This is a genomic window from Shimia sp. (assembly GCF_965227725.1).
Classification (GTDB): Bacteria; Pseudomonadota; Alphaproteobacteria; order Rhodobacterales; family Rhodobacteraceae; genus Shimia.
Genome location: NZ_CBDDGH010000003.1, coordinates 336,578 through 361,999, shown reverse-complemented (window position 1 = coordinate 361,999; position 25,422 = coordinate 336,578). Strand labels below are relative to the sequence as shown.

At 60.7% G+C, this 25,422-nt stretch carries 30 protein-coding genes; 10 read left to right on the top strand and 20 right to left on the bottom strand.

Annotation, left to right across the window (positions count from 1 at the left end; translation table 11 throughout):
• Positions 1-29: 29 nt before the first annotated feature.
• The 4 genes from ACO07T_RS07530 to hmgA form a co-directional block, all read right to left on the bottom strand.
• Positions 30-980, bottom strand: a complete 951-nt coding sequence (locus tag ACO07T_RS07530) for an MBL fold metallo-hydrolase (RefSeq protein ID WP_422048877.1) — start codon at positions 978-980, stop codon at positions 30-32.
• Positions 977-1,519, bottom strand: coding sequence for a dihydrofolate reductase family protein (locus tag ACO07T_RS07525; RefSeq protein WP_422048876.1), 543 nt, complete (start codon positions 1,517-1,519; stop codon positions 977-979). The genes ACO07T_RS07530 and ACO07T_RS07525 overlap by 4 nt, the downstream gene beginning before the upstream one ends.
• Positions 1,516-2,790 (bottom strand): fumarylacetoacetase, encoded by a 1,275-nt coding sequence (gene fahA / locus ACO07T_RS07520; protein WP_422048875.1) that lies wholly within the window; start codon positions 2,788-2,790, stop codon positions 1,516-1,518. Before fahA ends, ACO07T_RS07525 begins: the two co-directional genes overlap by 4 nt.
• Before the next feature lie 121 nt (positions 2,791-2,911).
• On the bottom strand, positions 2,912-4,267 hold the full coding sequence (gene hmgA, locus ACO07T_RS07515) for a homogentisate 1,2-dioxygenase (RefSeq protein ID WP_422048874.1): 1,356 nt from the start codon (positions 4,265-4,267) through the stop codon (positions 2,912-2,914).
• Positions 4,268-4,344: 77 nt separating this feature from the next.
• Between hmgA and ACO07T_RS07510 the strand changes: the two genes are divergently transcribed.
• Complete coding sequence (locus tag ACO07T_RS07510) at positions 4,345-4,776, top strand: MarR family winged helix-turn-helix transcriptional regulator (RefSeq protein ID WP_422048873.1); 432 nt, start codon at positions 4,345-4,347, stop codon at positions 4,774-4,776.
• 220 nt (positions 4,777-4,996) lie between these two features.
• Positions 4,997-5,284, top strand: a complete 288-nt coding sequence (locus tag ACO07T_RS07505) for a VPEID-CTERM sorting domain-containing protein (protein ID WP_247742937.1) — start codon at positions 4,997-4,999, stop codon at positions 5,282-5,284.
• 39 nt (positions 5,285-5,323) lie between these two features.
• Here ACO07T_RS07505 and xrtE read toward each other — a convergent pair whose 3' ends face one another.
• The 3 genes from xrtE to ACO07T_RS07490 all read right to left on the bottom strand — a co-directional run bounded on the left by xrtE (position 5,324) and on the right by ACO07T_RS07490 (position 8,386).
• Positions 5,324-6,916 (bottom strand): exosortase E/protease, VPEID-CTERM system, encoded by a 1,593-nt coding sequence (xrtE, locus tag ACO07T_RS07500; RefSeq protein WP_422048872.1) that lies wholly within the window; start codon positions 6,914-6,916, stop codon positions 5,324-5,326.
• Positions 6,917-6,922: 6 nt separating this feature from the next.
• Positions 6,923-7,732: a division plane positioning ATPase MipZ gene (locus ACO07T_RS07495; protein ID WP_209064087.1), complete on the bottom strand. Its 810-nt coding sequence runs from the start codon at positions 7,730-7,732 to the stop codon at positions 6,923-6,925.
• Between the two features lie 105 nt (positions 7,733-7,837).
• The gene (locus ACO07T_RS07490) at positions 7,838-8,386 is read right to left on the bottom strand and encodes a pseudouridine synthase (protein WP_422048871.1); all 549 of its coding nucleotides are present in this window, start codon (positions 8,384-8,386) and stop codon (positions 7,838-7,840) included.
• A gap of 98 nt (positions 8,387-8,484) precedes the next feature.
• Between ACO07T_RS07490 and ACO07T_RS07485 the strand changes: the two genes are divergently transcribed.
• From ACO07T_RS07485 to ACO07T_RS07475, 3 genes are all read left to right on the top strand, one after another.
• The gene (locus ACO07T_RS07485; protein ID WP_422048870.1) at positions 8,485-9,627 is read left to right on the top strand and encodes a trans-sulfuration enzyme family protein; all 1,143 of its coding nucleotides are present in this window, start codon (positions 8,485-8,487) and stop codon (positions 9,625-9,627) included.
• Between the two features lie 132 nt (positions 9,628-9,759).
• Positions 9,760-10,254, top strand: a complete 495-nt coding sequence (locus ACO07T_RS07480) for a hypothetical protein (RefSeq protein ID WP_422048869.1) — start codon at positions 9,760-9,762, stop codon at positions 10,252-10,254.
• Positions 10,255-10,354: 100 nt separating this feature from the next.
• The gene (locus ACO07T_RS07475) at positions 10,355-10,771 is read left to right on the top strand and encodes a VOC family protein (protein WP_209079493.1); all 417 of its coding nucleotides are present in this window, start codon (positions 10,355-10,357) and stop codon (positions 10,769-10,771) included.
• 20 nt (positions 10,772-10,791) lie between these two features.
• Here the strand turns inward: ACO07T_RS07475 and ACO07T_RS07470 are convergent, their stop codons facing one another.
• On the bottom strand, positions 10,792-11,718 hold the full coding sequence (locus ACO07T_RS07470; protein WP_422048867.1) for an alpha/beta fold hydrolase: 927 nt from the start codon (positions 11,716-11,718) through the stop codon (positions 10,792-10,794).
• Between the two features lie 133 nt (positions 11,719-11,851).
• On the opposite strand from ACO07T_RS07470, the gene ACO07T_RS07465 reads away from it, so the two are divergent.
• The 3 genes from ACO07T_RS07465 (at position 11,852) to yghX (ending at position 15,649) form a co-directional block, all read left to right on the top strand.
• Entirely contained in the window at positions 11,852-13,072 is a 1,221-nt protein-coding gene (locus tag ACO07T_RS07465; protein WP_422048865.1) for an MFS transporter, read from the top strand.
• A gap of 168 nt (positions 13,073-13,240) precedes the next feature.
• The gene (locus ACO07T_RS07460; protein WP_422048864.1) at positions 13,241-14,641 is read left to right on the top strand and encodes a DUF3179 domain-containing (seleno)protein; all 1,401 of its coding nucleotides are present in this window, start codon (positions 13,241-13,243) and stop codon (positions 14,639-14,641) included.
• 120 nt (positions 14,642-14,761) lie between these two features.
• Entirely contained in the window at positions 14,762-15,649 is an 888-nt protein-coding gene (yghX, locus tag ACO07T_RS07455; RefSeq protein WP_422048863.1) for a YghX family hydrolase, read from the top strand.
• Between the two features lie 93 nt (positions 15,650-15,742).
• Here yghX and queF read toward each other — a convergent pair whose 3' ends face one another.
• The 6 genes from queF to rplS form a co-directional block, all read right to left on the bottom strand.
• Positions 15,743-16,207, bottom strand: coding sequence for a preQ(1) synthase (gene queF, locus ACO07T_RS07450; protein WP_209064104.1), 465 nt, complete (start codon positions 16,205-16,207; stop codon positions 15,743-15,745).
• A gap of 40 nt (positions 16,208-16,247) precedes the next feature.
• Positions 16,248-16,955: a 7-carboxy-7-deazaguanine synthase QueE gene (gene queE / locus ACO07T_RS07445; RefSeq protein ID WP_422048862.1), complete on the bottom strand. Its 708-nt coding sequence runs from the start codon at positions 16,953-16,955 to the stop codon at positions 16,248-16,250.
• Positions 16,952-17,305: a 6-carboxytetrahydropterin synthase QueD gene (gene queD, locus ACO07T_RS07440; RefSeq protein ID WP_422048861.1), complete on the bottom strand. Its 354-nt coding sequence runs from the start codon at positions 17,303-17,305 to the stop codon at positions 16,952-16,954. The genes queE and queD overlap by 4 nt, the downstream gene beginning before the upstream one ends.
• Entirely contained in the window at positions 17,305-18,009 is a 705-nt protein-coding gene (queC, locus tag ACO07T_RS07435) for a 7-cyano-7-deazaguanine synthase QueC (protein ID WP_422048860.1), read from the bottom strand. The genes queD and queC overlap by 1 nt, the downstream gene beginning before the upstream one ends.
• Before the next feature lie 178 nt (positions 18,010-18,187).
• Entirely contained in the window at positions 18,188-18,409 is a 222-nt protein-coding gene (gene rpmE / locus ACO07T_RS07430) for a 50S ribosomal protein L31 (protein ID WP_058239645.1), read from the bottom strand.
• 11 nt (positions 18,410-18,420) lie between these two features.
• On the bottom strand, positions 18,421-18,795 hold the full coding sequence (gene rplS, locus ACO07T_RS07425) for a 50S ribosomal protein L19 (RefSeq protein ID WP_209064113.1): 375 nt from the start codon (positions 18,793-18,795) through the stop codon (positions 18,421-18,423).
• A gap of 412 nt (positions 18,796-19,207) precedes the next feature.
• Here rplS and ACO07T_RS07420 point away from each other — a divergent pair, with 412 nt between their 5' ends.
• Positions 19,208-20,026 (top strand): glycoside hydrolase family 25 protein, encoded by an 819-nt coding sequence (locus tag ACO07T_RS07420; RefSeq protein ID WP_422048859.1) that lies wholly within the window; start codon positions 19,208-19,210, stop codon positions 20,024-20,026.
• A gap of 115 nt (positions 20,027-20,141) precedes the next feature.
• The gene (locus ACO07T_RS07415; RefSeq protein WP_422048858.1) at positions 20,142-21,236 is read left to right on the top strand and encodes a peptidoglycan-binding protein; all 1,095 of its coding nucleotides are present in this window, start codon (positions 20,142-20,144) and stop codon (positions 21,234-21,236) included.
• Between the two features lie 137 nt (positions 21,237-21,373).
• On the opposite strand, the gene ACO07T_RS07410 is transcribed toward ACO07T_RS07415, so the two are convergent.
• The 6 genes from ACO07T_RS07410 to rpsP form a co-directional block, all read right to left on the bottom strand.
• Positions 21,374-22,315 carry an alpha/beta hydrolase gene (locus tag ACO07T_RS07410; RefSeq protein ID WP_422048857.1) on the bottom strand — a complete coding sequence of 314 codons (942 nt, stop codon included), beginning with the start codon at positions 22,313-22,315 and terminating at the stop codon, positions 21,374-21,376.
• A gap of 119 nt (positions 22,316-22,434) precedes the next feature.
• Positions 22,435-22,767: a YegP family protein gene (locus tag ACO07T_RS07405; RefSeq protein ID WP_422048856.1), complete on the bottom strand. Its 333-nt coding sequence runs from the start codon at positions 22,765-22,767 to the stop codon at positions 22,435-22,437.
• 97 nt (positions 22,768-22,864) lie between these two features.
• On the bottom strand, positions 22,865-23,677 hold the full coding sequence (gene trmD, locus ACO07T_RS07400; RefSeq protein WP_422048855.1) for a tRNA (guanosine(37)-N1)-methyltransferase TrmD: 813 nt from the start codon (positions 23,675-23,677) through the stop codon (positions 22,865-22,867).
• Positions 23,677-24,195, bottom strand: coding sequence for a ribosome maturation factor RimM (gene rimM, locus ACO07T_RS07395; RefSeq protein WP_209064126.1), 519 nt, complete (start codon positions 24,193-24,195; stop codon positions 23,677-23,679). The genes trmD and rimM overlap by 1 nt, the downstream gene beginning before the upstream one ends.
• Before the next feature lie 182 nt (positions 24,196-24,377).
• Positions 24,378-25,007, bottom strand: coding sequence for a 5,6-dimethylbenzimidazole synthase (gene bluB / locus ACO07T_RS07390; protein ID WP_422048854.1), 630 nt, complete (start codon positions 25,005-25,007; stop codon positions 24,378-24,380).
• Between the two features lie 17 nt (positions 25,008-25,024).
• Positions 25,025-25,390 carry a 30S ribosomal protein S16 gene (rpsP, locus tag ACO07T_RS07385; RefSeq protein ID WP_209079508.1) on the bottom strand — a complete coding sequence of 122 codons (366 nt, stop codon included), beginning with the start codon at positions 25,388-25,390 and terminating at the stop codon, positions 25,025-25,027.
• Between the last annotated feature and the right edge of the window lie 32 nt (positions 25,391-25,422).

The window sequence follows — 25,422 nt, the reverse complement described above, 5'->3', positions numbered from 1 at the left end:
CAAACCGGCGGAGTGGCGGCCCTTGGGTGTCAGGCTTGCAATGCCTCCCACATCTCCATATCGCGCTGGGCGGTCCAGATGCGCGGGGTGTCAATGCCGCGGGCCTCGTCATAGGCGCGGGCGACGTTGAACGGCAGGCAGTGCTCATAGATCGCATAGTCGGCAAATTTCGGATCACAGGCGGCGCGCACCGCGTCCCATGCTTCTTTCAATGAGCCGCCGCGTGCGGCCACCTGTGCTGCCGGGCGGTAGGTGCTTTGCACAAAGTCGCGGGTGCTTGCGATGGCGGCGTTGACCATGTTTTTGCCAATGAGGGCGTCGCCGCGACCCGGTGCAATCGCATCCAGATCAAAGGTTTGGATCGCGTCCAGAGTGGTGCCCCAGTCGCCAAAATGCCCGTCGCCGCAGTAGCACGCTGAGTGGTATTCCACGATATCGCCGGTGAACATGACGTTTTGGTCAGGCACATGCACGACGATGTCGCCTGCGGTATGGGCGCGGCCCAGATGCATAAGGTCAACACGCCGGTTGCCGAGGTAGACCGTCATCTTTTCGCGGAAAGTGGTGGTGGGGTAGGTCAGGCCGGGGATGCTTTCATGGCCTTCAAACAGGCGCGGGAAACGCTGAAATTCGCTGTCCCAGTCCTCCTGTCCGCGTTCCACCACCATGGCGCGGGCAGCATCACTCATGATGATCTGATCGGCGCCATAGGCTGAGGCCCCCAGTACGCGCACGGCATGGTAATGGGTCAGCACCAGATGGGAGATCGGCTTGTCGGTCACGGAGCGCACGCAGTCGATCACCTTTTGCGCCAGACGGGGTGTGGCCTGCGCCTCGACAATCATCACGCTGTCATCGCCAATGATCACACCGGAGTTGGGATCCCCTTCGGCTGTGAAAGCATAAAGCCCGTCGCCGACTTCGGTGAAGGAGATGGTTTTTTCCTGCGTGTCGCCCTGGGAAGCGAAGGCTTTGCTCATTGGGTCTGCTCCTTAAATTTGTAGTCGAGTTGCACAATGCCCTCAGGTTTCTGGGTGATCTGGGTCAGATCCAGATCGCGCTGGGCACCGGGCGCAAAACACGGCAGGCCAGCGCCCAGAAGGGTGGGCATCACAAACAGGGTGATCGCGTCAAACATGCCCGCATCGAGCGCGGCGCGCTGGGTTTCGCCCCCGCCCATGACCCAGATGGTTTTGTGGCCGTTGGCCGCGATGGCGGTGCGCAGGGTGTCTATGTCGCCGGCGGCCGTGACATGGTCACCGGTAAAGTCGTCCTGTCGCGTCAGCACATAGCCCGCGCGCGTCTCATAGGGCCAGCCCCAGCGCATCACCTGCTGATAGGTGCTGCGGCCCATCAGAACGGCGTCAACGGGGGCGATGAAAGCGTTGTAGCCGCCGTCATCCCCTCCTTCAGCCAGTGCGCTGTTGAATGGGTCAAGCCAGTCAATACCGCCATCTGGCCTGGCGATGAACCCATCAAGGCTCATGGCGATATAGCCGAGATAGCGGGGCTGGCTCATGCGAGGTCTCCTGCGAAAGGATCGTCTGATGCGGCCAGAACGGTGCCGGTGCACTCGCCAAAGCCGATGGTGTAGCCGTCGCCCCGCGCCGCGCCCTGCAGGGTCAGCGTGTCGCCATCCTCGATGAAGGTGCGGGTTTCGCCGCTCTCAAGCGTCAGAGGTTCTTTGCCGCCCCAGCTGAGTTCCAGAAGGCTGCCGCGCTCAGGCTTTGTGGGGCCTGAAATTGTGCCGGAGCCAAGCAGATCGCCCACATTCATCGGGCAGCCGGAGGTGGTGTGATGGGCAAGCTGCTGGGCAGCGGAGTAATACATCTGGTCATAGTTGGTGCGCGCAATGGTGGTTGGTGTCTGCCCCTCCGGTGCCATGCTGATGCTGAGATCAATGTCATAAAGCATGGGGCCCGCGTCTTTGAGGTGGTCAAGCAGCTCAAAATCACGCGCGGGCGTGTTGGTGCGGAAGGGATCAAGTGCGGCTTTGGTGACGATCCAGGGGGAGATCGAGGTGGCCGTGGCCTTGGCTTGAAACGGGCCAAGCGGCTGATATTCCCAGGCCTGGATGTCGCGCGCGGACCAGTCGTTGAGCAGCACATAGCCAAAGATCATGTCGTCCGCTTCCTGCACGGTCACGGGCCGTTTGGAGGGCTGCCCGACAATGGCGCCCATCTCAAGCTCGATGTCAAAGCGGCGGGAGGGCAGGAAGGCGGGGACGTCATGGTCCGGCGATTTGAGCTGACCCCAGGGGCGGCGGATGTCGGTGCCGGAGACCACAACCGAGGAGGCGCGCCCGTTGTAGCCGATCGGGATGTGCAGCCAGTTGGGCGGCAGCGCGTTCTCAGGGCCCCGGAACATGGTGCCGACATTCTGTGCGTGGTGCCTGCCGGCATAAAAATCGGTGTATTCTGACACTTTGAACGGCATGTGAAGCGTCGCGGCAGAGAGCGGCACGGAATAGAAGGTCAAAGCATCCTGCGTGGCCTCATCCGCGCTTTCTGCCAGCAGCGCCTGAAGGGCCGCGCGGTAGCGGGCCCAGACCTCTGCCCCAAGCTCCATAAAGTCGTTCCAATAAGGCGCGTCCAGCACATCCGCATCCGGGTCCGCGCGCAGGGTGCCTGCGGCCTCAAGCCCGGTGAGGTCAATGATCCGGTCCCCGATGGCGGTGCCGCAGCGCAGATCGCCGTCGTCAACGGAAAACACCCCGTAAGGCAGATTGTTCAGTGGGAATGGGCCGTCCGGAGTGTTGGCGCTCTCCACCCATGATCTCAGCAAAGGCATTGCAGTTCCTTTTGTTTCAGCACGCCGGCTGGGGTTTCTCATTCACAAAATATCCCGGGGGTGGGCTTGCCTTTGGCAAGCGAGGGGGCTGGCCCCCTTACCCAGGTTTATTATTGGGGCCTCATTTCTTGCCGGGGGTGCCGTCAAACTTCTTTTCGATGTCGGACCAGCAATCGATGTAATCGTCCTGCAGCGGGGCCTCCTGTCCGGCAAAGGCGGTGAGGTGCTGCGGGAAGCGGGTCTCAAACATGAAGGACATTGTGTTGTCGAGTTTTTCGGCTTTCAGATCGGCGTTGGAGGCCCCCTCAAAGGCGTTTTTGTCCGGGCCGTGGGGGATCATCATATTGTGCAGGCTCATGCCGCCGGGAATGAAGCCTTGAGGCTTGGCGTCATATTGGCCGTAAATATTGCCCATCAGCTCTGACATGATGTTCTTGTGATACCAGGGCGGGCGGAAGGTGTCTTCGGCCACCATCCAGCGCTCGCGGAAGAGCACAAAGTCGATATTGGCGGTGCCGGGCACGCCGGAGGGGGCGGTGAGCACGGTGAAGATCGAGGGATCGGGGTGGTCAAACAGGATCGCGCCAACCGGACAGTATGTACGCAGGTCGTATTTCACCGGTGCGTAGTTGCCGTGCCAGGCGACCACATCGAGAGGGCTGTGGCCGATCTCTGTGCGGTGAAACTGGCCACACCATTTGATGGTCACGGTGGAAGGCGCGTCGCGGTCTTCAAAGGCGGCCACCGGCGCTTTGAAGTCGCGCGGGTTGGCCATGCAGTTGGCGCCGATGGGGCCACGGCCGGGCAGCTCGAATTTCTGGCCGTAGTTTTCGCAGACAAAGCCGCGCGCCGGGCCTTCGAGCACTTCCACGCGATAAAGAAGGCCGCGGGGCAGAATGGCGATCTCTTTGGGTTCCAGATCAATGATGCCGAGTTCCGTGGAAAAGCGCAGCACGCCTTCCTGAGGCACCACCAGCAGCTCTGAATCGGCGGAGAAGAAATAATCGTCCTCCATGGAGGTGTTCACCAGATAGATGTGGCTGGCCATGCCGACCTGTGTGTTCACATCCCCGGCGGTGGTCATGGTGCGCATGCCGGTGATCCATGTCAGCGGTGCGTCGGTGTGGGGCACCGGATCCCAGCGGTATTGGCCCAGTGAGAGGACATCCGGATCCACATTGGGGGCGGATTGCCAATAGGGCACATCAATCTTTGTGTAGCGATGACTGTGTTTCACAGACGGGCGGATGCGGTAGCACCATGTGCGCTCAACCGTTTCAGCGGTGAAGGCGGTGCCGGAGAGCTGTTCGCCATAAAGGCCATAGTTGCACTTCTGTGGGCTGTTCATGCCTTGAGGCAGTGCGCCCGGCAGAGCCTCGGTTTCAAAGTCGTTGCCAAAGCCGGGCATGTAGCCTTCGTGCGGGCCGGTCAGCGAAGGGGCTTTTTGCATGCGGGTCGGGACCATGTGTTTGGTCATCTCAACGCTCCTGTGACAATATTTGTTGCAAAAGTAAAAGTTGGTTTTGTAACTAACAAGCCAAAGGAGCGCGCAAAATGTCAGAAAAAGACCCCTTCGATTTGCAGAGTTTTCTGCCCTATCTGCTCAATCAGGCGGCAGAGGAAAGCAGCCTTGGGTTTCAGAAGGTCTACAAAGACCGCTATGGCATGTTGCGCAGCGAATGGCGGGTGCTGTTTCACCTTGGGATCTTCGGGCAGATGACGGCCACAGAGATTGGCGGGCGTGCCAAGATCCACAAAACCAAGGTCAGCCGCGCGGTGCAGCGGCTTTCGGAACGGCGCTTTGTGCGGCGGGCGCGCAGCGAAGAGGACCGCCGCGTGGAATGGCTGGAGCTGACAGCGGCGGGGTGCAAAGCCTATGAGGACCTGCGCGATGTGGCCGCAAAATATGAGGCGGCGTTGCAAAGCAAGCTGAGTGCAACGGAGGTGACCCAGCTCAAAGAGCTGCTGAGCAAGCTTGCCAAATAGGGCGCAGAGGCGCGATTCGGACCCGATTTGATTCGCATCGTTGTGCGTATTGCGGCGAAAGCTGCGACAGTTGGATCGCGCGTCGCGCATTGTTTTCGCAATGCAAACAGTCGATCCGCAAGTGGCAGTTATTTATGGTTAATTTGACGTAAATTTCTTGAAACGACTTGGGGCGCTATGGCAGATTTTTCAGGCACGATGGATGACGCTCGAGGTTGGAATGGGACTTTTTCACGGACTAAAAACTGCGGCTTTGGCTGCAGGTGTGATGGCCGCGAGCGCTCCGGCAGCTATTGCGCAAAGCCACTCTGGCTGGCGTGGCTGGTGGTGGTGGAACTGGAATTGGAACTGGGGTGGCCACGGCGGTGGCACAGGCCACACCGGTGGGACCACCAACGCAGTGCCGGAAATTGATGCTGGAGCCGGACTATTGGCGGTTGCCGCCGTTATGGCAACCCTGGCACTGGCATGGGAGCTGCGCCGTCGCAATCGTCATAAAGAAGGCTAAGCCTTCCAGATTGTGGTGCAGACTGGGGATGATGGGCGCTCAAATGAGCGCCCATTTTCCGGTTAAAAGGGCCGCTGCTGCGATCACCGCATTGGCGATGATATGTGCGGCGATGGGATCGGCGAGCCGGTTGCGGTGCAGATAAAGCGCGCCAAAGGCAACGCCCGCAAGAACACCCGCAAAGAAGCGATCATGCAGCAGGCCAAAGAGCAGGCTGGAGACCGCAATGGCGAGGATCGCCCAGAGCAGACCGTCTTGCCTGAGGCGGCGCAGCACATAGCCGCGAAAGAACAGCTCTTCGATCACCGGCACCAGAAGGATTGTGCCCAGAAGGCGCAGGCCGATCCAGAAGACACCGGGGGCCGATCCTTCGGATACCGGCGCAGGGGCGGCGGTGAGCACCCAGAGGAGGCCAATCGCCAGACCGGTTGTGATGGAAGCGCCTGAGGGCAGGGCGTGCCAGTTTCGCAGCGCGGGCCAAAAATAAAGCAGCACCGCGCCCATCAGCAGCGCACGCAGGGGATAGCCGTCAGAGGGGTTTGGCCAGAAGGCAGAGGCTATCACGCCTGAGAGCATCATCACGATAAAGGGCACAATGCGCGCGGCCAATGTATCGCTGCGCATGGCGCTGCGAGAGATCTGCGGGCGGGGGGTGCGGTGCAACCGACGGGCGCGGTGCGCGACGATCACCACGCAGAGGGCCAGCGCGGTGAACATCAGCCAGCCGGCGTAGGAATGAAACCCGTTGAGGGCGTGCTCCGGGGACACCCGTGCGCCGATGATGATGAGAACCGCAATTCGCAGGATGTTAAACAGCCAGCTTGTCAGCACGGCGAGCGGATAGAGGATCAGCCAGAAGCGGCGCTGGCGCAGATCCGGGCGCATCAGGAGCGCATAGAACCCCATGAAGATGGTGATCAGCGCAATGCCTTCGACGCCAGAGCACTGGCTGGCGATCTGGACAAAGAAATCCTCGATGCCGATCACATAGGTGGGCGGGTCGACACTGACCTCAAAGCCGAAAGCGATCAGGCTGAGAAAGACCAGAAAGAAGGTGAGGCTGCTGAGGGAGGACCACTCCCATGCGGGGCGGATCAGATTGGCGAGGTCAGGGACCAGAAAGCCGAGCAGCAGCGCGAGGGGCAGCAGGTAGCTGTCGCCTCGGATCCAGCTGCGCCAGCTGTGAAGGGGCGTAACCCAGAAGACTGCACCAAGGATGGTGAGCAGGCTGCCGAGGCTCAAAAACAGCAATGTAGGGGTGAAGGCGCGGCTGATTTCGGCGGCGCCAAACAGCGGCAGCGGCGCAAAGATCAGGATGAGGCCTGCAAGATGCGCCCACAGCCAGGAGGGCCGGCCGGGTGTGGTGCGTGCCGCACCTGCCAAGGCACGATAGGCGGTCGGCCTGAGCCAGAAATAGAGCGCCAAGACGGTGATGATTGACAGGCCGCGGGCGGTCATGGAGCGCAGAGCGCGGCAGGCGCTTTCGATCTCGGTCAGGCGGCACTCGATGGAGGCGAAGACCTGATAGGCGAGAATGACCAGAAAAAGTTCCGCCACCGCGAGGGCGGCGATGGTCATCAGCCGAGATGGGCGCGACGGCCCGGTGTTGTCTGCGATATCCGGGCCGGTCATGTAGATTTAGAAGTCGATGGTGACGCCGGGCAAGTTCAGCGCCTTGATCAGGTCCCGCAGTTCCTGACGGGCGGCGACGTTTGAGATGTTGAGTTGCTTCACCCCGATGTCGCGCAGATCGAGCAGGGTCAAGCCACGCGGGAAGAGCTCCCGGAACACCACACGCTCGTTAAAGCCCGGTGCGACGCGGAAGCCGATGCGCTTGGCCAGACGGTCCAGTGCCTTGCCCATTTTTTCCTTGTTGACCATCTGCTGGGCGCCCATGCGGTTGCGCATGACAATCCAGTCGATGGGCTTCAGCCCCGCCTGCGCGCGCAGCTGGCGGGCGTTCCAGACCATTTCGGAATAGACCGAAGGGCCGAGGATTTTCTCGCCATCCTCATTCACTTTGGCCAGCAGGTCAAAATCCACAAAGCTGTCGTTGAGCGGGGTGACCAGCGTGTCGGCGAGCGAGTGGGCCACCTGGCTGAGGCGGGTGTGCGAGCCCGGGCAGTCGATCAGGATAAAATCGTTGTCAGGCTCCAGCATGGCCACGGCCGCAGAGAGGCGCTGATCGTAGATGTTTTCACCGGGCTGCAGGGTGTCCGGATCAATTTCCGGCAGGTCGCGATAGGTTGGCCCGGGCAGCTCGAGACCGGCCTTTTCCGAGAAGCGCTGGCGGTTGGCGACATAGCTGCCAAAGCTCTTTTGGCGCAGGTCCAGATCCAGCGCGCCGACCTTGTGGCCCATGCGCGACAGAGCGGTTGCGATGTGCATCGACAGGGTGGATTTGCCCGCGCCGCCCTTTTCGTTTCCGACAACGATGATATGTGCCATTCCGCTTGTCCCTGCTCGAAGTTTCAGTGCCGCGGCTCTTACGGTGCGGCCTTGTTAGTGTCTACTATATGTTGTGATTTTCCACAGGAAAAGTGCGTTGAATTGCTAGATTTCCCGCCATTTTCCGGTTTCCAGCCCATTGAGCGACCAATCCCCGATTTGCGCCCGGATCAGGCGCAGGGTGGGGTGGCCTACGGCGGCGGTCATGCGGCGCACCTGACGGTTGCGGCCCTCGCGGATGGTGAGCGCGATCCAGCAGTCTGGCACCGATTTGCGAAAGCGCACCGGCGGGGTGCGAGGCCAGAGATCTGTTGGTTCCTCAATGCGTTGCGCCTGTGCGGGACGGGTGAGACCGTCCTTGAGCTCCACCCCCTTGCGCAGCGCGGCCAATGCGGCCTCATCGGGTTCGCCCTCGACCTGCACCCAATAGGTCTTGGCCATCTTGTGGCGCGGGTTGCTGATCTTGGCCTGAAGCTTGCCGTCATCGGTGAGCACCATGAGGCCTTCGCTGTCGCGATCCAGCCGTCCGGCGGGGTAGACCTTGGGCACGTCGATAAAATCAGACAGAGTGCGGCGGGGGCTGCCCTCGGTTCCCTTGTCGGTGAACTGAGAGAGCACATCATTCGGTTTGTTAAACAGGATCACGCGGGCCATGGCCTCTCCTACACGGGGCCGTGTTGGGGTTGCAAGTTCGCTTTGCCTGCGCTTTTTTGCGGCGCAAGACAGCTGGCCAAGGTGCGGGGAGAAAGATCATGGATTTCAAAGATATGCAGCCGGAGACGGTGCTCGCACAGGCCGGTGGCGCGCTTGACATGCAGAGCGGGGGCGTGGTGCCGCCCATTCAGCCTGCCACGACCTATGCGCGGGATGAGAATTATAACCTGCTGAACGAGAACAACCTTTACAGCCGTCCCCACAATGATGTGGTGCGTCAGGCCGAGGCGGTGCTGGCGCAGCTTGAGGGCGGGGCAGAGGCTTTGTTGTTCCCCTCCGGCATGGCTGCGATTGCGGCGCTGTTTCGCACGGTGCCGACCGGCGGGCGGGTTGTTGTGCAATCGGGCATCTATTGGGGCACCACCAAGTGGATCCGTGAGTTCTGCACGCGCCGTCAGGTGGCCATCACTGAGGTGGATGCAAGCGACAGCGCGGCCTTGCAGACGGCCTGCGCAGCGGGGCCTGCGCATCTGGTCTGGATCGAGACGCCTTCAAACCCCTGGCTCAAGGTCGTGGATATTGCCGCCGCAAAGCAGGCGGCGGACAGTTGCGGCGCGCTTCTGGCGGTGGACAGCACGGCGGCCTCACCGCTTTTGTCCAAACCTTTGGCGCTGGGCGCGGATGTTGTGATGCATTCGACCACCAAGGTGATCAACGGCCACTCTGATGTGCTGGGCGGGGTTCTGGTCTCCAAGACGGTGACGCCGGTTTGGGAAGAGATCGCCAATGACCGCGCCAGTGCCGGGGCGGTGATGGGGCCGTTTGAGGCCTGGCTCTTGTTGCGCGGGATGCGGACGCTTTCGGTGCGGGTGGAACGTATGGTGGAGAACGCGATGAAAGTGGCGCGGTTTCTGGAGGATCACCCCAAGGTCGAGGCAGTGCTGTTTCCGGGGTTGGAAAGCCACCCGCATTATGAGCTGGCGCAAAAGCAGATGCCGGGCGGGGCGGGTTTTTTGATGTCTTTCCTTGTGAAGGGAGACAAAGAGACCGCGCTGGGGGTGGCCGGAAAGTTGAAGCTGTTTCATCGCGCGACCTCGCTTGGCGGGGTGGAGAGCCTTGTGGAGCATCGCCACACAATTGAGTCTCACACCGGCATTCCAGAGACGCTTCTGCGGATTTCGGTTGGGGTGGAGAGTGCTGAGGATCTGATGGGTGATCTGGGGCAGGCTTTGGGGCAATAAGCCTGCCTTGTGCGCTTTGGCTGTAAGGATCCGGGGCCTTCGCCTGCTGGCTAATGATTTATTAACCAATCCTCAGAGCTAATGTCGGCGCACAGGTGGGGTATACCCAGAAGACAGCGGCGGAAGACCAAAGTGAAAAAGCGCATCAGCAACCCGGCGGACATCACACCGGCTTATGAAGACAGAGGGTTGTTCAAAAAGCCCAGTACCGAGCTGGCGATCAACCTGATCCCCAAATTCGGCAAGAACACCCGCCATGACATCATCATCAAAGGGCTGATGCAAAATGATGTTGAGGTCGATGTGATCTTTGCCGGGCGGCGCAAGCATCACGCGGAAGAGCTGGTCACCCTATTGCGGCGCAAGTGGGACGAAGCCAATCAGATTGTCATCAAGGGGATGAAACCTCCAACCCGAAAGCGGGTGCGGGTGCCAACGCGGGTGCAGGGGTCCTGGCGCACGCGGGTGATCGACGATGAGCAGAACCTCTATATCGTGGAGCATCAGCTGTTGGTGGCGCGCTGGGCCTATAACTCCTTTGGCGGGGAGTTTCGCAGTTTTGGCGAGCCGCCCTATGTGCAGCAGCGGTTTCAGGAGTTTCTGGAGAAAACCAAAGAACGGGACTGACCACGCGCGGGTCAATGCGTGACCTGCGGAGTTCGGCTTGATTCCGGGCAGCGATGGCGGCTCTATGGGGCAAATATCCAAGCCTTGCGGGAGCCCCTCCATGAAACTCGAATTTCACCACATCAATTTTGTCTCTCATGATGTGGACCGGCTGCATGATTTTTACACCCGGGTTTTGGGATTGGCGGATATTCCGCAAGAGGAGTTTCCGCGCACGGAGGCGGATGAGAACACCGGTTATGACGGCAAAATCCGCTTTGCCACCGATGGCGATATGCAGATGCATTTGGCAGAGCGGCGGCTGGATGTGGCCTTTGTGAACGGGCAGGTGATCAACCCTGTCGACCGCGGCCACATCGCCTTTCGTACCGATGACATTGCCGCCTTCCTGAAGGTGTTGGAAGAAAATGACGTGCCCTATTCAGACTATGGCACGGCCTTTGCCAAAGAGTGGCATCAGGTGTTTTTCCTTGATCCCGAAGGCAATGTCATCGAGGTGCATCAGCAAGTCGGCTAGGCAGCCTAGGCCCCACCGGCTCAGGTCAGCAAGGCAAGATCCGCCTCATTTGTGGGGCGACGCGTGGCCATAGTTTGCGCGTCAGCCCCGTCTATGGTGAGCGCGAGGTCTTTGTAAAAGCCGTCGTTATCAAACCACCAGCGGTGGGAATAGACTTGGGTTTTCTCATTGTCGGGCACGTCGCGTTTGTATTGTTCGTTGCAGTAGATGTCCCACTGGCCTTTGGTGATCGGCTCTGAGATGCCCATATGCCCGGCGCGCTCTCGGCCGCCGTTGATCAGGCCGCCGGCAAAGGCCAGCACCTCGTCTCGGCCGCTGTAGTAATTGGTGAAACGGGCGGCGCGGCGGTCAAGCACCAGTGCGCCCCAAGCGCCTCTTTCCAGCCAGTCGGCATTCACATCCGCCGCGCAGAAGGTGACTTCATCGACCTTCCAATTGCGCGCGCCAGCGCTTGCGGAATCGCCAACTCCAGCAAAGCCGCGCAGCACTACCAAGGCCCCCATGGAGTGGGCGATCAGATGCACTTTGGGGCGCGGCGTCATGTTCAGGAGCGGGACGATGCCGTCACACACAAGATAAGGCGCGGTCTTTTTGGCGTCGGTGCGGTCGGTGTTATAGGCCAAGACCGTACCGTCGCTGGGCCAGTCATAAGCGATGACGGCCCCGGTGAAGCCTTGGGCGCGGACGCCGTCTTCGATCTTTTTGAGCCGTCGCAGCATATCGGTTTGGGAGGTGTTGAACCCGTGTACATAGATCAGCACTTCATTGCCGCCGCCCGCCTGTTTGACGCGGTCGAGCCAATCGGCCTGCGGGATGGCGGCGCCTTTGTGGATGGTGCCGTCAGGATTGGTCTGACTGACCGCCACATAGCGGGTGACGCTGGCGGGGTTGTTGGTGAATTTCTGGGTTTTCGCGTGATAGGCACGGCGAGAGAAAAACAAAGCCATGGATCAAATTCCTTTTCAAATGATCCAAGAATGCCATGAAGCCGCCAATTCACAAAATGCGCTCTGGGGTGGCGTAGCCTGCGCGGGCACTCTGGCCCTATACAGGCGCGGCGGCAAAGCCTAGCGTGCCCCCATGACTGACCATCCCGTTCTTGATAGCCGCTATAGCTGGACGCGCCTCGCCATCACCTTGCTGATTGGTGTGTTTGCCAATGTCGGCATGTGGGCGGTGATTGTGGTGATGCCTGCGGTGCAGGCGGAGTTTGGCATCGACCGGGCGGAGGCGTCGCTGCCCTATGTGCTGACCATGATTGGTTTTGCGATTGGCAATTTTGCCATCGGACAGGCGGTGGACCGCTGGGGCGTGACCCGCGCGCTGATTGGGGCGGCGGTGCTGAGCGCGGTGAGCTATGGGCTGGCGGCGGCGAGCGGCTCTGTTCTGATGCTGTCGCTGGTGCATTTCTTTCTTGGGTTTGGCACGGCGGTGGGTTTTGGGCCGCTGATTGCGGATGTGTCGCTGTGGTTTCAGCGGCGGCGGGGGATCGCTGTGGCGATTGCGGCCAGCGGGAACTACCTTTCCGGTGCGATCTGGCCAGTGCTGCTGTCAGGCGTGCTGAGCGATCACGGCTGGCGTGCGGTGTTTCTGGTGCTGGCAGCGCTGACCTTGGTGGCGGTTGTGCCGCTGGCCTTGCTGCTGCGCCCCAAAGTGCCGCAGGACGCGCTGACGGCGCAGGAGAACGCAGCCGTCGCACGGCAGGCCGGTGCGCCGATGAAACCAGCGCCGCTGATGTGGGTTCTTGGATTGGCCGGGATCGGCTGTTGCGTGGCGATGAGCATGCCGCAGGTGCATATCGTGAGCTTCTGTGTGGATCTGGGCTTTGGGCCTGCGGTGGGCGCGGAGATGCTCTCACTCATGCTGTTGGGCGGCGTTGTGTCCCGCCTTGTGAGTGGCCTTGTGGCCGACAAGCTCGGCGGGGTCTGGACCTTGCTGATCGGGTCGATCCTGCAATGTGGTGCGCTGTTCCTGTTTCTGCCGTTTGACGGATTGGTCTCGCTCTATCTGGTCAGCGCGGCCTTTGGGTTGGCGCAGGGCGGGATTGTGCCCGCCTATGCGCTGGTGGTGCGGGAATATATGCCTGCGCGGGAAGCGGGCACGCGGGTTGGCTTTGTCATGATGGCAACCATCATGGGCATGGCGCTGGGCGGCTGGATGTCAGGTTGGATCTATGACGTGAGCGGCAGCTATGAGCTGGCCTTTGTGAATGGCATCGCGTGGAATGCGCTCAATATCGCGATCATGGGATTGATCCTGATCCGGGCGCGGCGGGGGCCGGGCGCGCTGGCCGCCGCGTAAGGCTGGCTAGGCTCTGATCACCAGAGCTTGATGCAAACGTGATTGGCCGTCGCAAGCGTTTGCGACGACTGTGGAGCCAAATGGCGCGCGTGCGGAGAAGGGCTTCGGCGTGGCTATCGGGGTTTCACAGAGCGTGGGCGGACAGGCCCGGCGCGGGAAGGATCATTCATGGCGAAGGTGGGGTTTCAGGTCTTGGGCAACATGCGCAGGTCGGTGCTGCGGGCCGCAATGGGCGTGGCAGTGGCGGCGAGCATGCTGGGAGCAGCAGAGGTTCAGGCGGCGGATAAGCTGCCGGATTATGTGATTGCCGAGTTCGGCGCGCCGCCTGCGATCCCGCAAGGGCCGCTCTCCAAAGAGGTGGAGGAGGCCGTGAAGGTGGCCTTTGTCGACAGCATGACACAAGGCGGCTGGGGGCGCGATCAGACCATTGCGCTGGATGTGATTGCTGAGTCCAAAGACCCGCGACTGGTGTGGATCATCAGTGATCTGATGCGCTTTGCCACGGGGCCGGAGTTCACCTCTGTGCTGAGTGGTGCGGCGGGCACGCTGCTGGGTAAAGACCTGCCAAACCACAACCACTGGGGCATTGTGACGGATCACCTGATTGCCTGGGATATTCCTGCGCCGCCGGATTATCTGGAGGCCAAACGGGCGATTTTCACCAATATCGTGCCCGGCTGGGACCGGATTTTTGTCAAAGGCGATATCGACTGGCGGCATGTGTCCTGGGGCGGGGTGCTGATTGATGATCGTCCCTTTGACACCACGGATGATCCCTGCAACTGCATCCCAGCAGCGGACAATCCGGAGGTCAGCAGCGCAGAGGAGGCCACATGGTTGTCAGATGACGCTGTGGTCTTTGGTGTGGAGGTGAATGGCGAGTACCGCGCCTATCCGCGCCGCATCATGGAAGTGCGCGAAATGGTGAATGACACGCTGGGTGGGCGTGATCTGGGCATTCCTTATTGCACCCTTTGTGGCGCGGCACAGGCCTATTTCACCGATCAGATGCCTCTGGGCGTGGAGCGCCCGGTGCTGCGGACCTCGGGGCTGCTCATTCGCTCCAACAAGGTGATGTATGACATCACCAGCAACTCGGTGTTTGACACGTTTCTGGGCAAGGCCGTGACTGGCCCGCTGGCCAAACGAGGCATTCAGCTGAAACAGGCCAGTGTGGTGACCACCAGCTGGGGCGCGTGGAAGGCGGCGCATCCGGAGACCACCGTGCTGGTGGAAGATCTGGCGCTGGGTCGGGACTTTGATTTCCGCAATGGGCGCGATGCCAATGGGCCGATCTTTCCGGTGGGCGATGTCGACCCGCGTTTGCCGGTGCATGAAGATGTGATCGGGATTGTCACCGCCTCGGGCAAACCGGTGGCCTTCCAGCGCAGTGCGGCCTTTGTGGCGCTCAATGCGGGCAAAGAGGTTGCGGTGGAGAACGTGCGGCTGGCGCTTGATGCTGGCGGGATCAAGGCCGTGGACGCAAGCGGGGCTGATCTCGGCAGCCATCAGGCCTTCTGGTTTGCCTGGTCACAGTTCCATCCTGATACAGAGCTGTGGAACGGCTGAGGTTAAGGGCGGCGGGGGCGTGTCCTCTGCCGCCGCTGCGCAAAAATCTCCGTGTGTGGTAAGCTTACGCCCAATGTGACTTGGGTAGTGTTTTGACGTGTATTTGGGAGGAATGTTGCGATGACACGCATGACCGCAAAGGACTTTGATCAGGAACTTTTGGATCTCTATGATTTCTACGCCCACGGCAAAATCACCAAACGGGAGTTTCTCGACCGTGCGGGGAAATTTGCGGTTGGCACTGTGACCGCGGCGGCGCTGCTGAATATGCTCAGCCCGGATTACGCCATGGCGCAGCAGGTGTCTTTCAATGATCCGGACATCCATGCGGACTACATCATGTATCCCTCCCCAAACGGGACAGGCGATGTGCGCGGCTATCTGGTGCGCCCGTCCGGCGTGGAGGGACCGCTGCCTGCGGTGCTGGTGATCCATGAGAACCGGGGGCTGAACCCCTATATCGAAGATGTGGCGCGACGGCTGGCCAAGGCGGGCTTTATGGCGCTTGCGCCGGATGGGTTGACCTCGGTTGGCGGCTATCCGGGCAATGATGCGGATGGGCGTGAACTGCAGCGGACGGTGGACCGTGCCGAGTTGATGAATGACTTCTTTGCCGGGTTTGAGCATCTTCTGGGACGCGAAGACAGCACCGGCAAAGTGGGCGCGGTGGGCTTTTGTTATGGCGGTGGCGTGGTGAGCGCGATTGCGGTGGCCTATCCGGAGCTGGCGGCGGGCGTGCCGTTTTACGGGCGGCAACCTGCGGCGGAAGACGTGGCAAAAATTCAGGCCCCGCTGCTGGTTCAGATGGGCGAACTAGATGAGCGCATCAATGTAGGGTGGCCAGCCTTTGAAGCGGCGCTGAAGGCCAATGACAAGGTTTATGAGGCTTATATCTATGAGGGTGCAAACCACGGCTTTCACAACGACAGCACGCCCCGATATGACGAGGCGCAGGCCAAGCTGGCCTGGGAGCGCACGGTGGCGTGGTTTGAGACTTATCTGAGCTAAGACATTGAGCGGTTTTGATCGGCGGTTTGGGCCGTTCTAAGGATGGGCGCATCGACCTGCACAGGATGCAGGTGGCCGATGCGCTGCGTTTTCTTAGCCGCGGCCGCGGTAAGGCGGCACGCCTTGATCCGGGATCCAGACACCTTCGGGCATGGCGCCGGTCTGCCAGAACACATCAATTGGAATGCCGCCGCGTGGATACCAGTAGCCGCCGATGCGCAGCCATTGGGGCTCCAGAAAGTCGGCCAGACGGCGGGCGATGGATACGGTGCAATCCTCGTGAAACGCGCCGTGGTTGCGGAAAGATCCCAGGAAGAGCTTCAGGGATTTGCTTTCCACCAGCCATTTGCCGGGCACATAGTCGATCACCAGATGGGCAAAATCGGGCTGGCCGGTCATCGGGCAGAGGGAGGTGAATTCGGGCGCGGTGAAGCGCACGTTATAGGCCACATCGGCCTGCGGGTTTTCCACACGCTCCAGCTCGGCCTCTTCCGGGCTGGTGGGCATGACGGTGGCACCGCCGAGTTGTTTCAGATTGCTGTAGATGTCTTCGCTCATCTTTGTTCTCCAACTATGGGCCATGGGCCCGAGAGGCGTTTCAAACGCCGCGTTTGTTGCCCCAGACCAGCACATGCAGCTGTGGCAGCACGCGCGGGGCGAACCAGCTGGAGGCGACAACCTTGTCGATCAGCCATTCCAGCCGGGAGGTGGTTTGCGCCAGATCCACAGGTTTCTCCGGATCCACCATCGGGTTGCCGGGCTGCAGATAGAGCGGCAGATCGGGGAAGCGGGCATGGGCCTTTTGTGCCCAGAGGAAATCCTCGTCATCAAAGATCACGATCTTGATTGCCACATCCGCCGTGGTGCCAGCCGCATAGAGGCAGCTGTCAAAAGCGGCCCAATCCACAGTTTCGCCGCTGGAGGGCGGCTTGGGGCTGAGCACCAGCGTGTCCAGATCCGCAAACCAGGGTTTGGCAATCGAGCCCTGTGTTTCGCAGGCAAAGCGGTAGCCTTGGGATTTGCCAAGCGCGATCAGCGGGGCGAAATCATGGATGGCGGGGTTGCCGCCAGAGAGGGACACCGTGAGGGGGCGATTGCCGGAAAGGCGTTTGATGTCCTCCATGACCGCCTCGGCGCTCATGGGTTTCCAGTCATGGCGGTTGGCACTGTCGACCGCATGCAGGCTGTCACACCATGAGCAGCGATAATCGCAGCCGCCGGTGCGTACAAAGACCGTGGGCTCGCCAATCAGCGCGCCTTCGCCCTGAATGGTGGGGCCAAAAATCTCAACAACACGCAGGGTCATGGGCGGTACTCGGCCCAGGTCTTGGGGGTTTCTGAGACTTTGACCATGGTGACCTCGTCCCAGCGGGCCTTGCACCAGTCATAGAAATGCTTGGCGAGGTTTTCCGCCGTTGAGGGCACGTTGAGCAGCTCGTTGAGGTGGCGGTGATCGAAGTGGTCGTCGATGTAGGATTTGAGCGGTTTGAGCTCGTGATAATCCCGCACAAAGCCGTCAGAGTTCAGTTCAGCGGCGGCAAGTTCGACCACAACGATGTAGTTGTGGCCATGCAGGCGCGCGCATTGGTGATCGTCGGGCAGATGGGCCAGCTGATGGGAGGCGGAGAAGTGAAACTCTTTGGAGATGCGAAACATCAGCTTGCCTCCCGCTCGGCCACGGCGGTGCGCCAGAAATCCGGATCCTCATAGGGTGTGGGATCGGGAACGCCCGCAAGGTCAAAGGCCTCGCGCCGCTCGACGCAGGTGCCGCAGCGGCCACAGTGATGTGCGCCGCCTTTGTAGCAGGACCATGTCAGCGCAAAAGGCGTGTTGGCGGCGGCCCCATCGGTGACGATGTCGGCTTTGCTGCGATGCACAAACGGGGTGTGCAGGCGCACGTCGGCATAGCCCTCCAGCGCGGCCTGTTGCATGGTGTCAAAAGCCTCGGTGAAGCCGGGGCGGCAATCGGGATAGATGAAGTGATCCCCGCCATGCACAGCGGTGGCCACGCGGCTGTCGCCATTGGCCGCAGCGATGCCATAGGCGATGGTCAGCATGATGGCGTTGCGGTTGGGCACCACGGTGATGCGCATGGTTTCCTCAGCATAATGCCCATCGGGCACATCCACATCCGCTTCGGTCAGGGCAGAGCCGGTGAGGGCGGCGCCAACCGCGCGCAGATCAATGATGTGATGGGGCACCCCAAGGCGCTCTGCGCAGGCCGCCGCAGAATCGAGCTCTTTGCGGTGGCGTTGGCCGTAATCAAAGGAGACCAGTCGGGAGAGATTGCCTTCGGCTGCCACAATGTGAGCCAAAGACACGGAGTCCAGTCCGCCGGAGCAGACAACAGTAGTTTTCATGTTTGTAACCCTTGTTTTGATGTACCGGGTAGGCTGCGACCGGTGCGCGCGGCTTTTAGAGCGGCGTGCGGGCAAAGGCAAGAGCGCGATCTTCACAGCTCTGTGGGAGCGGAGATCTGCACAACAAAAAACGCCGCCCCGAGGGAGGCGGCGTTTTCTGAAACGTTGGTTGCTAAGCTTAGAAGCCCAGACCTTCGTATTTCTTTTTGAATTTGGACACGCGGCCACCGGCATCCATAAGACGGGTGGAGCCACCGTTCCATGCCGGGTGCACGGATGGGTCTACGTCCAGCGCCATGGTGTCGCCTTCTTTGCCCCAGGTGGAACGCATCTTGATGATGGTGCCGTCGGTCATTTTCACGTCGATGAAGTGGTAATCGGGATGGGTATCTTTTTTCATGAGACCACTCCTTACGCTTTTTTGGGCTTGTAGTTGGTGTCTTCTGCGATACGTGCGGATTTACCGCGACGGGCGCGCAGATAGTACAGTTTGGCGCGACGTACACGACCACGACGCACAACGGTGATGCTGTCGATGTTGGTGGAGTACAGTGGGAACACACGTTCCACGCCTTCGCCAAAGGAAATCTTGCGAACGGTGAACGAGCCGGCGATGCCGGAGCCGTTTTTGCGGCTGATGCAGACGCCTTCGTAGTTCTGCACACGGGTGCGCGAACCTTCGGTCACTTTAAAGCCAACACGGATGGTGTCACCGGCTTTGAAATCGGGGATCTCTTTCCCCAGCGCAGCAATCTGCTCCGCTTCGAGCTGTGCGATCAGATCCATTGGATCATCTCCTATAATGCTTGTGGTTATATCCACAAAGGTTTGATGCACCTCAGAACTCTTGGTCTTCTTCCGGGTCCGCCATGTGCACAGCGCCCGCCAGAGGGTCAGGTCGTCTTTTCTTGTCTTTTGCGCCGCGCCTGTAGCCTAAGCCGAAGAAAGCAGAGGTTTGCACACTGCACAGCACGCCCAAACGACTCGGTAAGAGCCGTGGACGGGCGGTTCTTAGGGGAAATCGGGCTTTGGCGCAAGGGTGGATTGCGTATCCACACCACGCGCAATGGCGCAGCTGCGCGGCGTGTCTGGCGAAGAGCTGCCGGTTGCATGCCGCGCGCCGCTTGTGCCTTGTGCGGGGCCTGTGCGCAACGCTTAACTGCTTACACAAAAGGCGTTGAGGCGTGGGCGGTTTTAGATGATGCGTTGGGTGGGTGTGCTGATTTTGGCAGGGGCTTTGCTGGGCTGCGCACCTGCGGCTTATGAGACCCCGGCACCCATCAATGACGCCGCTGCCGCCGAAGACGCGCGGGTCGCCGCCGAGGTGGCGCGGCTGAGGACCTATCCCACCTTTGGAGATGCCGATCCGGTGGAGTGGGACCGTCGCCCGCCTGAGCGCCATCCGGTGCATGGCATTGATGTGTCGCGCTGGCAGCAAACCGTGGATTGGCACGCGGCACGTCGGGCAGGGGTGAGCTTTGCCTTTATCAAAGCCACAGAGGGCGGTGATCTGGCAGACCCTATGTTTGATGCCCATCGCAGAGGCGCGCAGGCCGCAGGCGTGCCCTGGGGCGCCTATCACTACTATTATTTCTGTCGTTCAGCGGAAAGTCAGGCGCGCTGGTTCATCCGCAATGTGCCGCGCGGTGCGCCGTTGCCGCATGTGCTGGATATGGAGTGGACACCGCATTCCAGGACCTGCCGGTTGCGCCCCGACGGGCGGACCGTGAGGCGTGAAGCGCGCAAATTCCTCGCGATGCTTGAGGCGCATTATGGGCGGCGGCCGATTGTCTACACCACGGTGGATTTTTACCGCGATACCGGGATTGGCGGGCTGGATGGAACGGAGTTCTGGCTGCGCTCGGTCGCGGATCATCCGCAAAAGACCTATCCCGGCGCGCGCTGGGTGTTCTGGCAATATAGCGGCACGGGGCTGGTGCCGGGGATTGCGGGTGAAGTGGATTTGAATGTGTTTCGGGGCAGTCCAGAAACCTGGGTGCGCTGGCAGGGCCTCTGAACACGGCATCCGGATGGAAAGCTGTTCCAAAGCGGGGAGCACTATCCTTTTGCGCGTGTCCGGCAATGGCGGTTCTGCTGTTTCCTGTGGGTATCCCAACTCTCAGGAGGCAACGATGACCCGAAGACTACTGTTTGCACTCTCTTTTGCAGCACTGACCGCGACCCCTTTGGCAGACACATCGGTGTTTGCGATGCAGGCCCTCACTGAGAAGGAGCGCTACGCCAAAGCGGAGGCGCTGCGGTTTGGCACCGAGATGCCAAAAGACACCGCTGCGGCGTTTCTGGAAATGCAGGCGCTTGCCCAGGATGGCAATGCGCGGGCACAGGCGCGGCTGGCGTATTATCACCTGAAAGGGATTGGCACATCGGTTGATCCGGATGCGGCGGCGCTGTGGTATCAGGCCGCAATCAATGCAGGGCGCGATAATGTGCGCACGAGCTATGCAAAGCTTTTGATGTCCCAAGGTCAGGCTGTGGAGGCCCTGACGCAGCTGAATGTGGCCTCAGAGGCTGGCGTTGAGAAGGCGCAGGCGTTGCGCGCGCAATATCACTATCTGGGGCGGTTTGCCGAAGCCTCCGACAAGCCCTTTGGGCGCGCGGAGTTGACCCGTTTTGCCCAAGCCGGGGACGTGGCCTCGATGAAAGTTGTGTTGAGCGCAATGCAGCAGGGGGCGGAATTTGATGTCGACGCAGACCTGTTGACGGCGCAGATGCTGGATGTTGCGCGGCAGGACAGCGGCAAGGCCGGAGGAAAGGCCGCCGAAGCGTTGTTGCGCCTGTGGCGCGGGCAGGATGATGCAGAGACTTTGGCGCTGCGGTCCGAGCTGGTGGCACATGCGGCCCTTCGCGGACGTGCGCGGGCAGAGGAAGGCTTGTTGCTGGCTTATGACACCCATGATGCGCGGGCCTTCCGGCCCTTGGCGCAGCAGATCGTTTCAGAGGCTTCTGATGCGGACTATGAGCGGGCGCTTTATGTGGTGTCGCGGCTCGACAAAAACGCCTTTGTGCATGTTTTGCAGGAAGAGCTGCGGACGCGGGGCTATCGGGTGGGGCCGACCACCGGGATTTTTAACACACGCACCATGTGGGCGGTTGTGTCGTTTTGCCAAGACACCGGCATTCAGGCGGAGTGTCGTCTTGGCCCTCTGCGCGCGAAAGTCATCAAGGCCATTGCTGGGGAGCTGGCCAAGATGACCCCAAGCGCGTAGCTCCCTGAACTCTCCCAGGGAGGGTGCGGTCTGTGTTGTGGGATGCGCAGACCGCATTTTATGTTTTTGCTCCGCGGTTGGCCCTGCAAATGAGGCGGCCTTGATGAGTGATCCTGCCGGTGCTCCAAGTGGCGCGCTTACTCTTTTTGAGCGTTCAGAAAATCGACAATGGCCGGTATCAGATCAGGATGCAGTGGCAGGCTGGGATCTGAGTAGGTGGCGAAAGGGTTGCCCGGCACATCGTCTTTCAGAATGTGCGTGCCACCAGACAGATCCACGCGATCACCGTTTGGCAAAGCGCTGATCAGAAGGTCGGCATCGCGCATCTGGACCTGAGCGTCGCGATCCCCTTGCAGCACCAAAGCGGGGCCTGCCCAGACGCGGGCAAGCGCGATCGGATCATGCGAGAACAGATCGGTCATATAGCGCTGCAGGCCGGGGCGAAACAGCGCATGAAGGGCGGGTGGTACTTCGGAAAACGGGCGGGTTTTGCCCTGCTCCAGATCGGTCACAAGAGATTTGACATCGTCGAGAAGGGGGGCGTTTGCCGGGTTGCGCTCCATTTGTTCGATCAAGATCTGCCCAACGGGGCGACCGGGGGCGGCCATCAGGATCAATCCGCAAAGCCCTTCAGGCGAGGTCTGTGCTGCGTAGAGCGCCACCAGACCACCTTCGGAATGGCCCGCGAGCCAAACACAGGGGGCAACTTGGCGCGCGCGGCCAACCCAATTGACCATGTCTTCAGCATAGCCGCCAATGGTCACGTCGTTTGGATCAGCAATCGCCTGATCACTGCCAAAAAAGCCGCGTTTGTCCACGCGCAGGGAAGCGACCCCCTCTGCAGCGAGCGCTTCGGCGATTTGTTTGTAGAGGTCGGTCTTGGATTGGAAGCTCGGCATATTGCCGTCTCGATCAATCGGACCAGAGCCGGGGATGATCACAACGATGTCGGAGGCATCTGGCGCGGAAATCAGCGCGCCTTCCAATGGGCCTTCAGGACCCGGGATCGTGATCGTTTCGCCCCAGATGGGCGTCGCAAGAGCGAGGATAGCCGTGAGGCTGAGAAGAAAGTTGCGCAAGGTGTTCTGCCAATCAAAGGGCCTTAAACAAAGATCACTCGGTTTAAGGCGGAGGTCTGGATCTGGCTGGCGGTGGATGAACCCTTGCGCGCTGTATGACGAGTTATATCGGCGTTGTCTTACTCGACTTCAACAACTTCGGCGTCGGGGGCGTTTTTCTTGACGCTTTCGATGCCGTTGTCGCGGCCTGAGGCGCTGGTGTAGCTTTGCGAGGTGCCGATGACCTGACCGTTGCTGGCCTTGAGGTTGAACATATGTTTGCCGGCGCTGGTTTCTTTGCGCTCGTAGCGGTCATCGTCGCCTGCATTTTTCTTCACGCTTTCGATGCCGTTTTCGGCGCTGGCTTTCTGTTTGTAGCCTTCAGAGGCGAGGATGTTCTCGCCGTTGCCAGCTTTCAGGCGGAAGCGAAATTCTCCGGCTTTGTCGGTGTAAAGCTCAAATTTGGCGGCCATGTGCATGATCCCTATATGAAATTTCTATGCCGGGAGGAAAACATGGCGCGCGTCGCGGCGCAAGGACTTGGTGTCCTTGCGCGGACGATGCGTAGGTTTACCGACCGCTTTTCTTTTGCGACTCATAGGCGGACCACATGTCCGGCCGGCGCTCTTGAGTGATCTGTTCTGCCATCTCGCGGCGCCATTTTTCGATGTTGCCGTGGTGGCCGGACATCAGCACATCCGGGATCGGGCGGCCCATCCACTCCGCCGGGCGGGTGTATTGCGGGTGTTCCAGAAGGCCGTTGGAGTGGCTTTCTTCCTCAATGCTGTCGGCATTGCCCAGCACGGAGGGTAGAAGGCGCACGGTGGCGTCGATCATGGCCTGTGCGGCGATCTCACCGCCGGTCAGAACAAAATCGCCAAGGCTGACTTCCATGATGTTGTAGTGATCCAGCACGCGCTGATCCACGCCTTCAAACCGGCCGCAGAGCATGGTGACGCCATCGGCCTTTGACCACGCGCGCGCCATGCGCTGATCAAAGCGGCGGCCACGTGGTGAGAGATAGACCAGCGGCCAGTTGCCGCGCGCGCCGCGCATGGTGTGCTCAATGGCGTTGCCCAGCACATCGGGGCGCAGCACCATGCCCGCGCCGCCGCCTGCAGGGGTGTCATCCACGTTGCGGTGTTTGGTCAGGCCAAAATCGCGCAGATTGGTGGTTTCCAGCTGCCATTTGCCATCTTTGAGCGCCTTGCCGGTCAGGCTTTCGCCCAGAACGCCGGGGAAGGCATCGGGAAAGAGCGTGATGATGCGCGCGGTCCAGACCCCGGCGAGACGGGGATTGTGGGTGATCAGCTCGCGCGGCTTGAGCGAAGCAGAGATCGAAAGGCGGCCGTGAGACTTCGGCTTCTTGGTGGTGTCGCTCATCAGTCAAACAGCCCCTCGGGCGGGTCGGCAATGATGCGGCCGGAGGCGATGTCGACAGTGGGCACCGCCGCCAGGGTGAAGGGCAGGAGCACGGTTTCCGCGCTGCCCGGGCGGAGCACTTCCAGAAGGTCGGTCGAGCCGTGGTTGACCACGGTTTTCACCGTGCCAAGCGCCGCGCCGCCGGTGTCGCGCACCTCAAGCCCGACCAGATCGGTGTAGTAATATTCATCATCGTCGGTTTCCGGCAGCCGATCCCGCGGAACAAAGAGTTTCACGCCTTTGAGCGCATCGGCCTGTTCCTTGGTGGCAATGCCTGAGAGCCGCGCTGCAAGACCATTTTTGATGGCGCGGGTGATGGTGACGGTGAATTCGAAGGCACCGTCTTCAGTTAGCAGCGGGGCGTAGTCGGCGATGGCGTCTGCTTCGGCGGTGAAGCTTTTGAGGCGGACTTCGCCGCGCACGCCGTAAGCGCCGCCAATGGCGCCAACGCAGATGAGATCAGAAGGGGTGTCGCTCATGGCGGGGCCTTTGTTTTGCTTGGCGCTTGTTTTCCATGATTGTGGCACGGGACGCAAGGGAGGGAGGTGTTTGTGGGGAGCGGCGTAGGGAGGGCGCTGCCCTCGTCACAACAGGGTTGTGACTTCACCCTGGATATTTTGGTCAAGAGAAAGACCCGTGGTGTGGCCTGTCTTTGGAGCCTTTAGCGCGATTGGATTGAGAGCGATGCGTCGCGGTCTTCCCAGCCGGCTTTGGCAAGCTCGGGTGTGTCAGACAGCTCTTCGGGCCAGCCGACGCAGAGATAGGCCACGAGCGACCAGTCTTCGGGGGCTTTGAGGTCGCGGTTGAGTTGCTCGGGATCAAGGATAGAGACCCAGCCGACGCCAAGCCCGTAGGTGCGGGCGGTGAGCCAGAATTGGGTGATGGCGCCCACCACGGAGTAGCGGCGCATTTCAGGCATTGTGGCGGCGCCAAGACCCGCGCCTTTGGCGGTGGCATCGTCACAATAGATGGCAAGCTGCACGGGGGCGTCTTTCATGCCCGACAGCTTCAGCCCCGCATAAAGCGCCGCGCGGTCGCCGTCATAACCCGCCAGAGCGGTGGCATTGGCAGCTTCGAAATTCTTGAGGGCGGCAGTGCGAGCTTCATCGCTTTCAATGCGCAGCACACGCCAGGGCTCCGACAGGCCCACGGAGGGCGCGAGGAGAAAGGTGTCGAGGCACGCCTGAAGCAGTGCCTCGTCCACCGGATCGGTGCGGAAGCGACGCACATCGCGCCGCCACTGCATGAGCCGTGTCAGATCGTCCCGGAAATCTGAGGTGAATTCGGTCATTCCGGGGCCGGTCCGTCTTACTCTTCTGCGGCTGCTTCAGCAGCTTCAGCTGCTTTTGCAGCTTTTTCTTCTGCGCGGTCTTTGGCTTTCTGGCCTGGTTCCGCTTTCTTAGGGTTGTTGCGCTCTTTCTTCGCCAGAGTGCCTGCTGCTTCGAGGAAGCGTGCAACACGGTCAGAAGGCTGTGCGCCCTGGTCCAGCCAGTACTGAACGCGCTCCATGTCCAGCTTTACGCGCTCTTCGCTGTCTTTTGGCAGCAGCGGGTTGTAGGTGCCGAGCTTCTCGATGAAGCGGCCGTCACGTGGCATGCGGCTGTCCGCTGCAACAACGCGGTAGAAAGGGCGCTTTTTGGAACCGCCGCGGGCGAGACGAATTTTCATAGCCATGGGTGTATCTCCTATAATGGCGTTTGCACTTG

Coding starts and splice junctions, on each gene's coding strand:
- ACO07T_RS07530 (WP_422048877.1), bottom strand. CDS start 980: ATGAGCAAAGCCTTCGCTTCCCAGGGCGACACGCAGGAAAAAACCATC.
- ACO07T_RS07525 (WP_422048876.1), bottom strand. CDS start 1,519: ATGAGCCAGCCCCGCTATCTCGGCTATATCGCCATGAGCCTTGATGGG.
- fahA (WP_422048875.1), bottom strand. CDS start 2,790: ATGCCTTTGCTGAGATCATGGGTGGAGAGCGCCAACACTCCGGACGGC.
- hmgA (WP_422048874.1), bottom strand. CDS start 4,267: ATGACCAAACACATGGTCCCGACCCGCATGCAAAAAGCCCCTTCGCTG.
- ACO07T_RS07510 (WP_422048873.1), top strand. CDS start 4,345: ATGTCAGAAAAAGACCCCTTCGATTTGCAGAGTTTTCTGCCCTATCTG.
- ACO07T_RS07505 (WP_247742937.1), top strand. CDS start 4,997: ATGGGACTTTTTCACGGACTAAAAACTGCGGCTTTGGCTGCAGGTGTG.
- xrtE (WP_422048872.1), bottom strand. CDS start 6,916: ATGACCGGCCCGGATATCGCAGACAACACCGGGCCGTCGCGCCCATCT.
- ACO07T_RS07495 (WP_209064087.1), bottom strand. CDS start 7,732: ATGGCACATATCATCGTTGTCGGAAACGAAAAGGGCGGCGCGGGCAAA.
- ACO07T_RS07490 (WP_422048871.1), bottom strand. CDS start 8,386: ATGGCCCGCGTGATCCTGTTTAACAAACCGAATGATGTGCTCTCTCAG.
- ACO07T_RS07485 (WP_422048870.1), top strand. CDS start 8,485: ATGGATTTCAAAGATATGCAGCCGGAGACGGTGCTCGCACAGGCCGGT.
- ACO07T_RS07475 (WP_209079493.1), top strand. CDS start 10,355: ATGAAACTCGAATTTCACCACATCAATTTTGTCTCTCATGATGTGGAC.
- ACO07T_RS07470 (WP_422048867.1), bottom strand. CDS start 11,718: ATGGCTTTGTTTTTCTCTCGCCGTGCCTATCACGCGAAAACCCAGAAA.
- ACO07T_RS07465 (WP_422048865.1), top strand. CDS start 11,852: ATGACTGACCATCCCGTTCTTGATAGCCGCTATAGCTGGACGCGCCTC.
- ACO07T_RS07460 (WP_422048864.1), top strand. CDS start 13,241: ATGGCGAAGGTGGGGTTTCAGGTCTTGGGCAACATGCGCAGGTCGGTG.
- yghX (WP_422048863.1), top strand. CDS start 14,762: ATGACACGCATGACCGCAAAGGACTTTGATCAGGAACTTTTGGATCTC.
- queF (WP_209064104.1), bottom strand. CDS start 16,207: ATGAGCGAAGACATCTACAGCAATCTGAAACAACTCGGCGGTGCCACC.
- queE (WP_422048862.1), bottom strand. CDS start 16,955: ATGACCCTGCGTGTTGTTGAGATTTTTGGCCCCACCATTCAGGGCGAA.
- queD (WP_422048861.1), bottom strand. CDS start 17,305: ATGTTTCGCATCTCCAAAGAGTTTCACTTCTCCGCCTCCCATCAGCTG.
- queC (WP_422048860.1), bottom strand. CDS start 18,009: ATGAAAACTACTGTTGTCTGCTCCGGCGGACTGGACTCCGTGTCTTTG.
- rpmE (WP_058239645.1), bottom strand. CDS start 18,409: ATGAAAAAAGATACCCATCCCGATTACCACTTCATCGACGTGAAAATG.
- rplS (WP_209064113.1), bottom strand. CDS start 18,795: ATGGATCTGATCGCACAGCTCGAAGCGGAGCAGATTGCTGCGCTGGGG.
- ACO07T_RS07420 (WP_422048859.1), top strand. CDS start 19,208: ATGATGCGTTGGGTGGGTGTGCTGATTTTGGCAGGGGCTTTGCTGGGC.
- ACO07T_RS07415 (WP_422048858.1), top strand. CDS start 20,142: ATGACCCGAAGACTACTGTTTGCACTCTCTTTTGCAGCACTGACCGCG.
- ACO07T_RS07405 (WP_422048856.1), bottom strand. CDS start 22,767: ATGGCCGCCAAATTTGAGCTTTACACCGACAAAGCCGGAGAATTTCGC.
- trmD (WP_422048855.1), bottom strand. CDS start 23,677: ATGAGCGACACCACCAAGAAGCCGAAGTCTCACGGCCGCCTTTCGATC.
- rimM (WP_209064126.1), bottom strand. CDS start 24,195: ATGAGCGACACCCCTTCTGATCTCATCTGCGTTGGCGCCATTGGCGGC.
- bluB (WP_422048854.1), bottom strand. CDS start 25,007: ATGACCGAATTCACCTCAGATTTCCGGGACGATCTGACACGGCTCATG.
- rpsP (WP_209079508.1), bottom strand. CDS start 25,390: ATGGCTATGAAAATTCGTCTCGCCCGCGGCGGTTCCAAAAAGCGCCCT.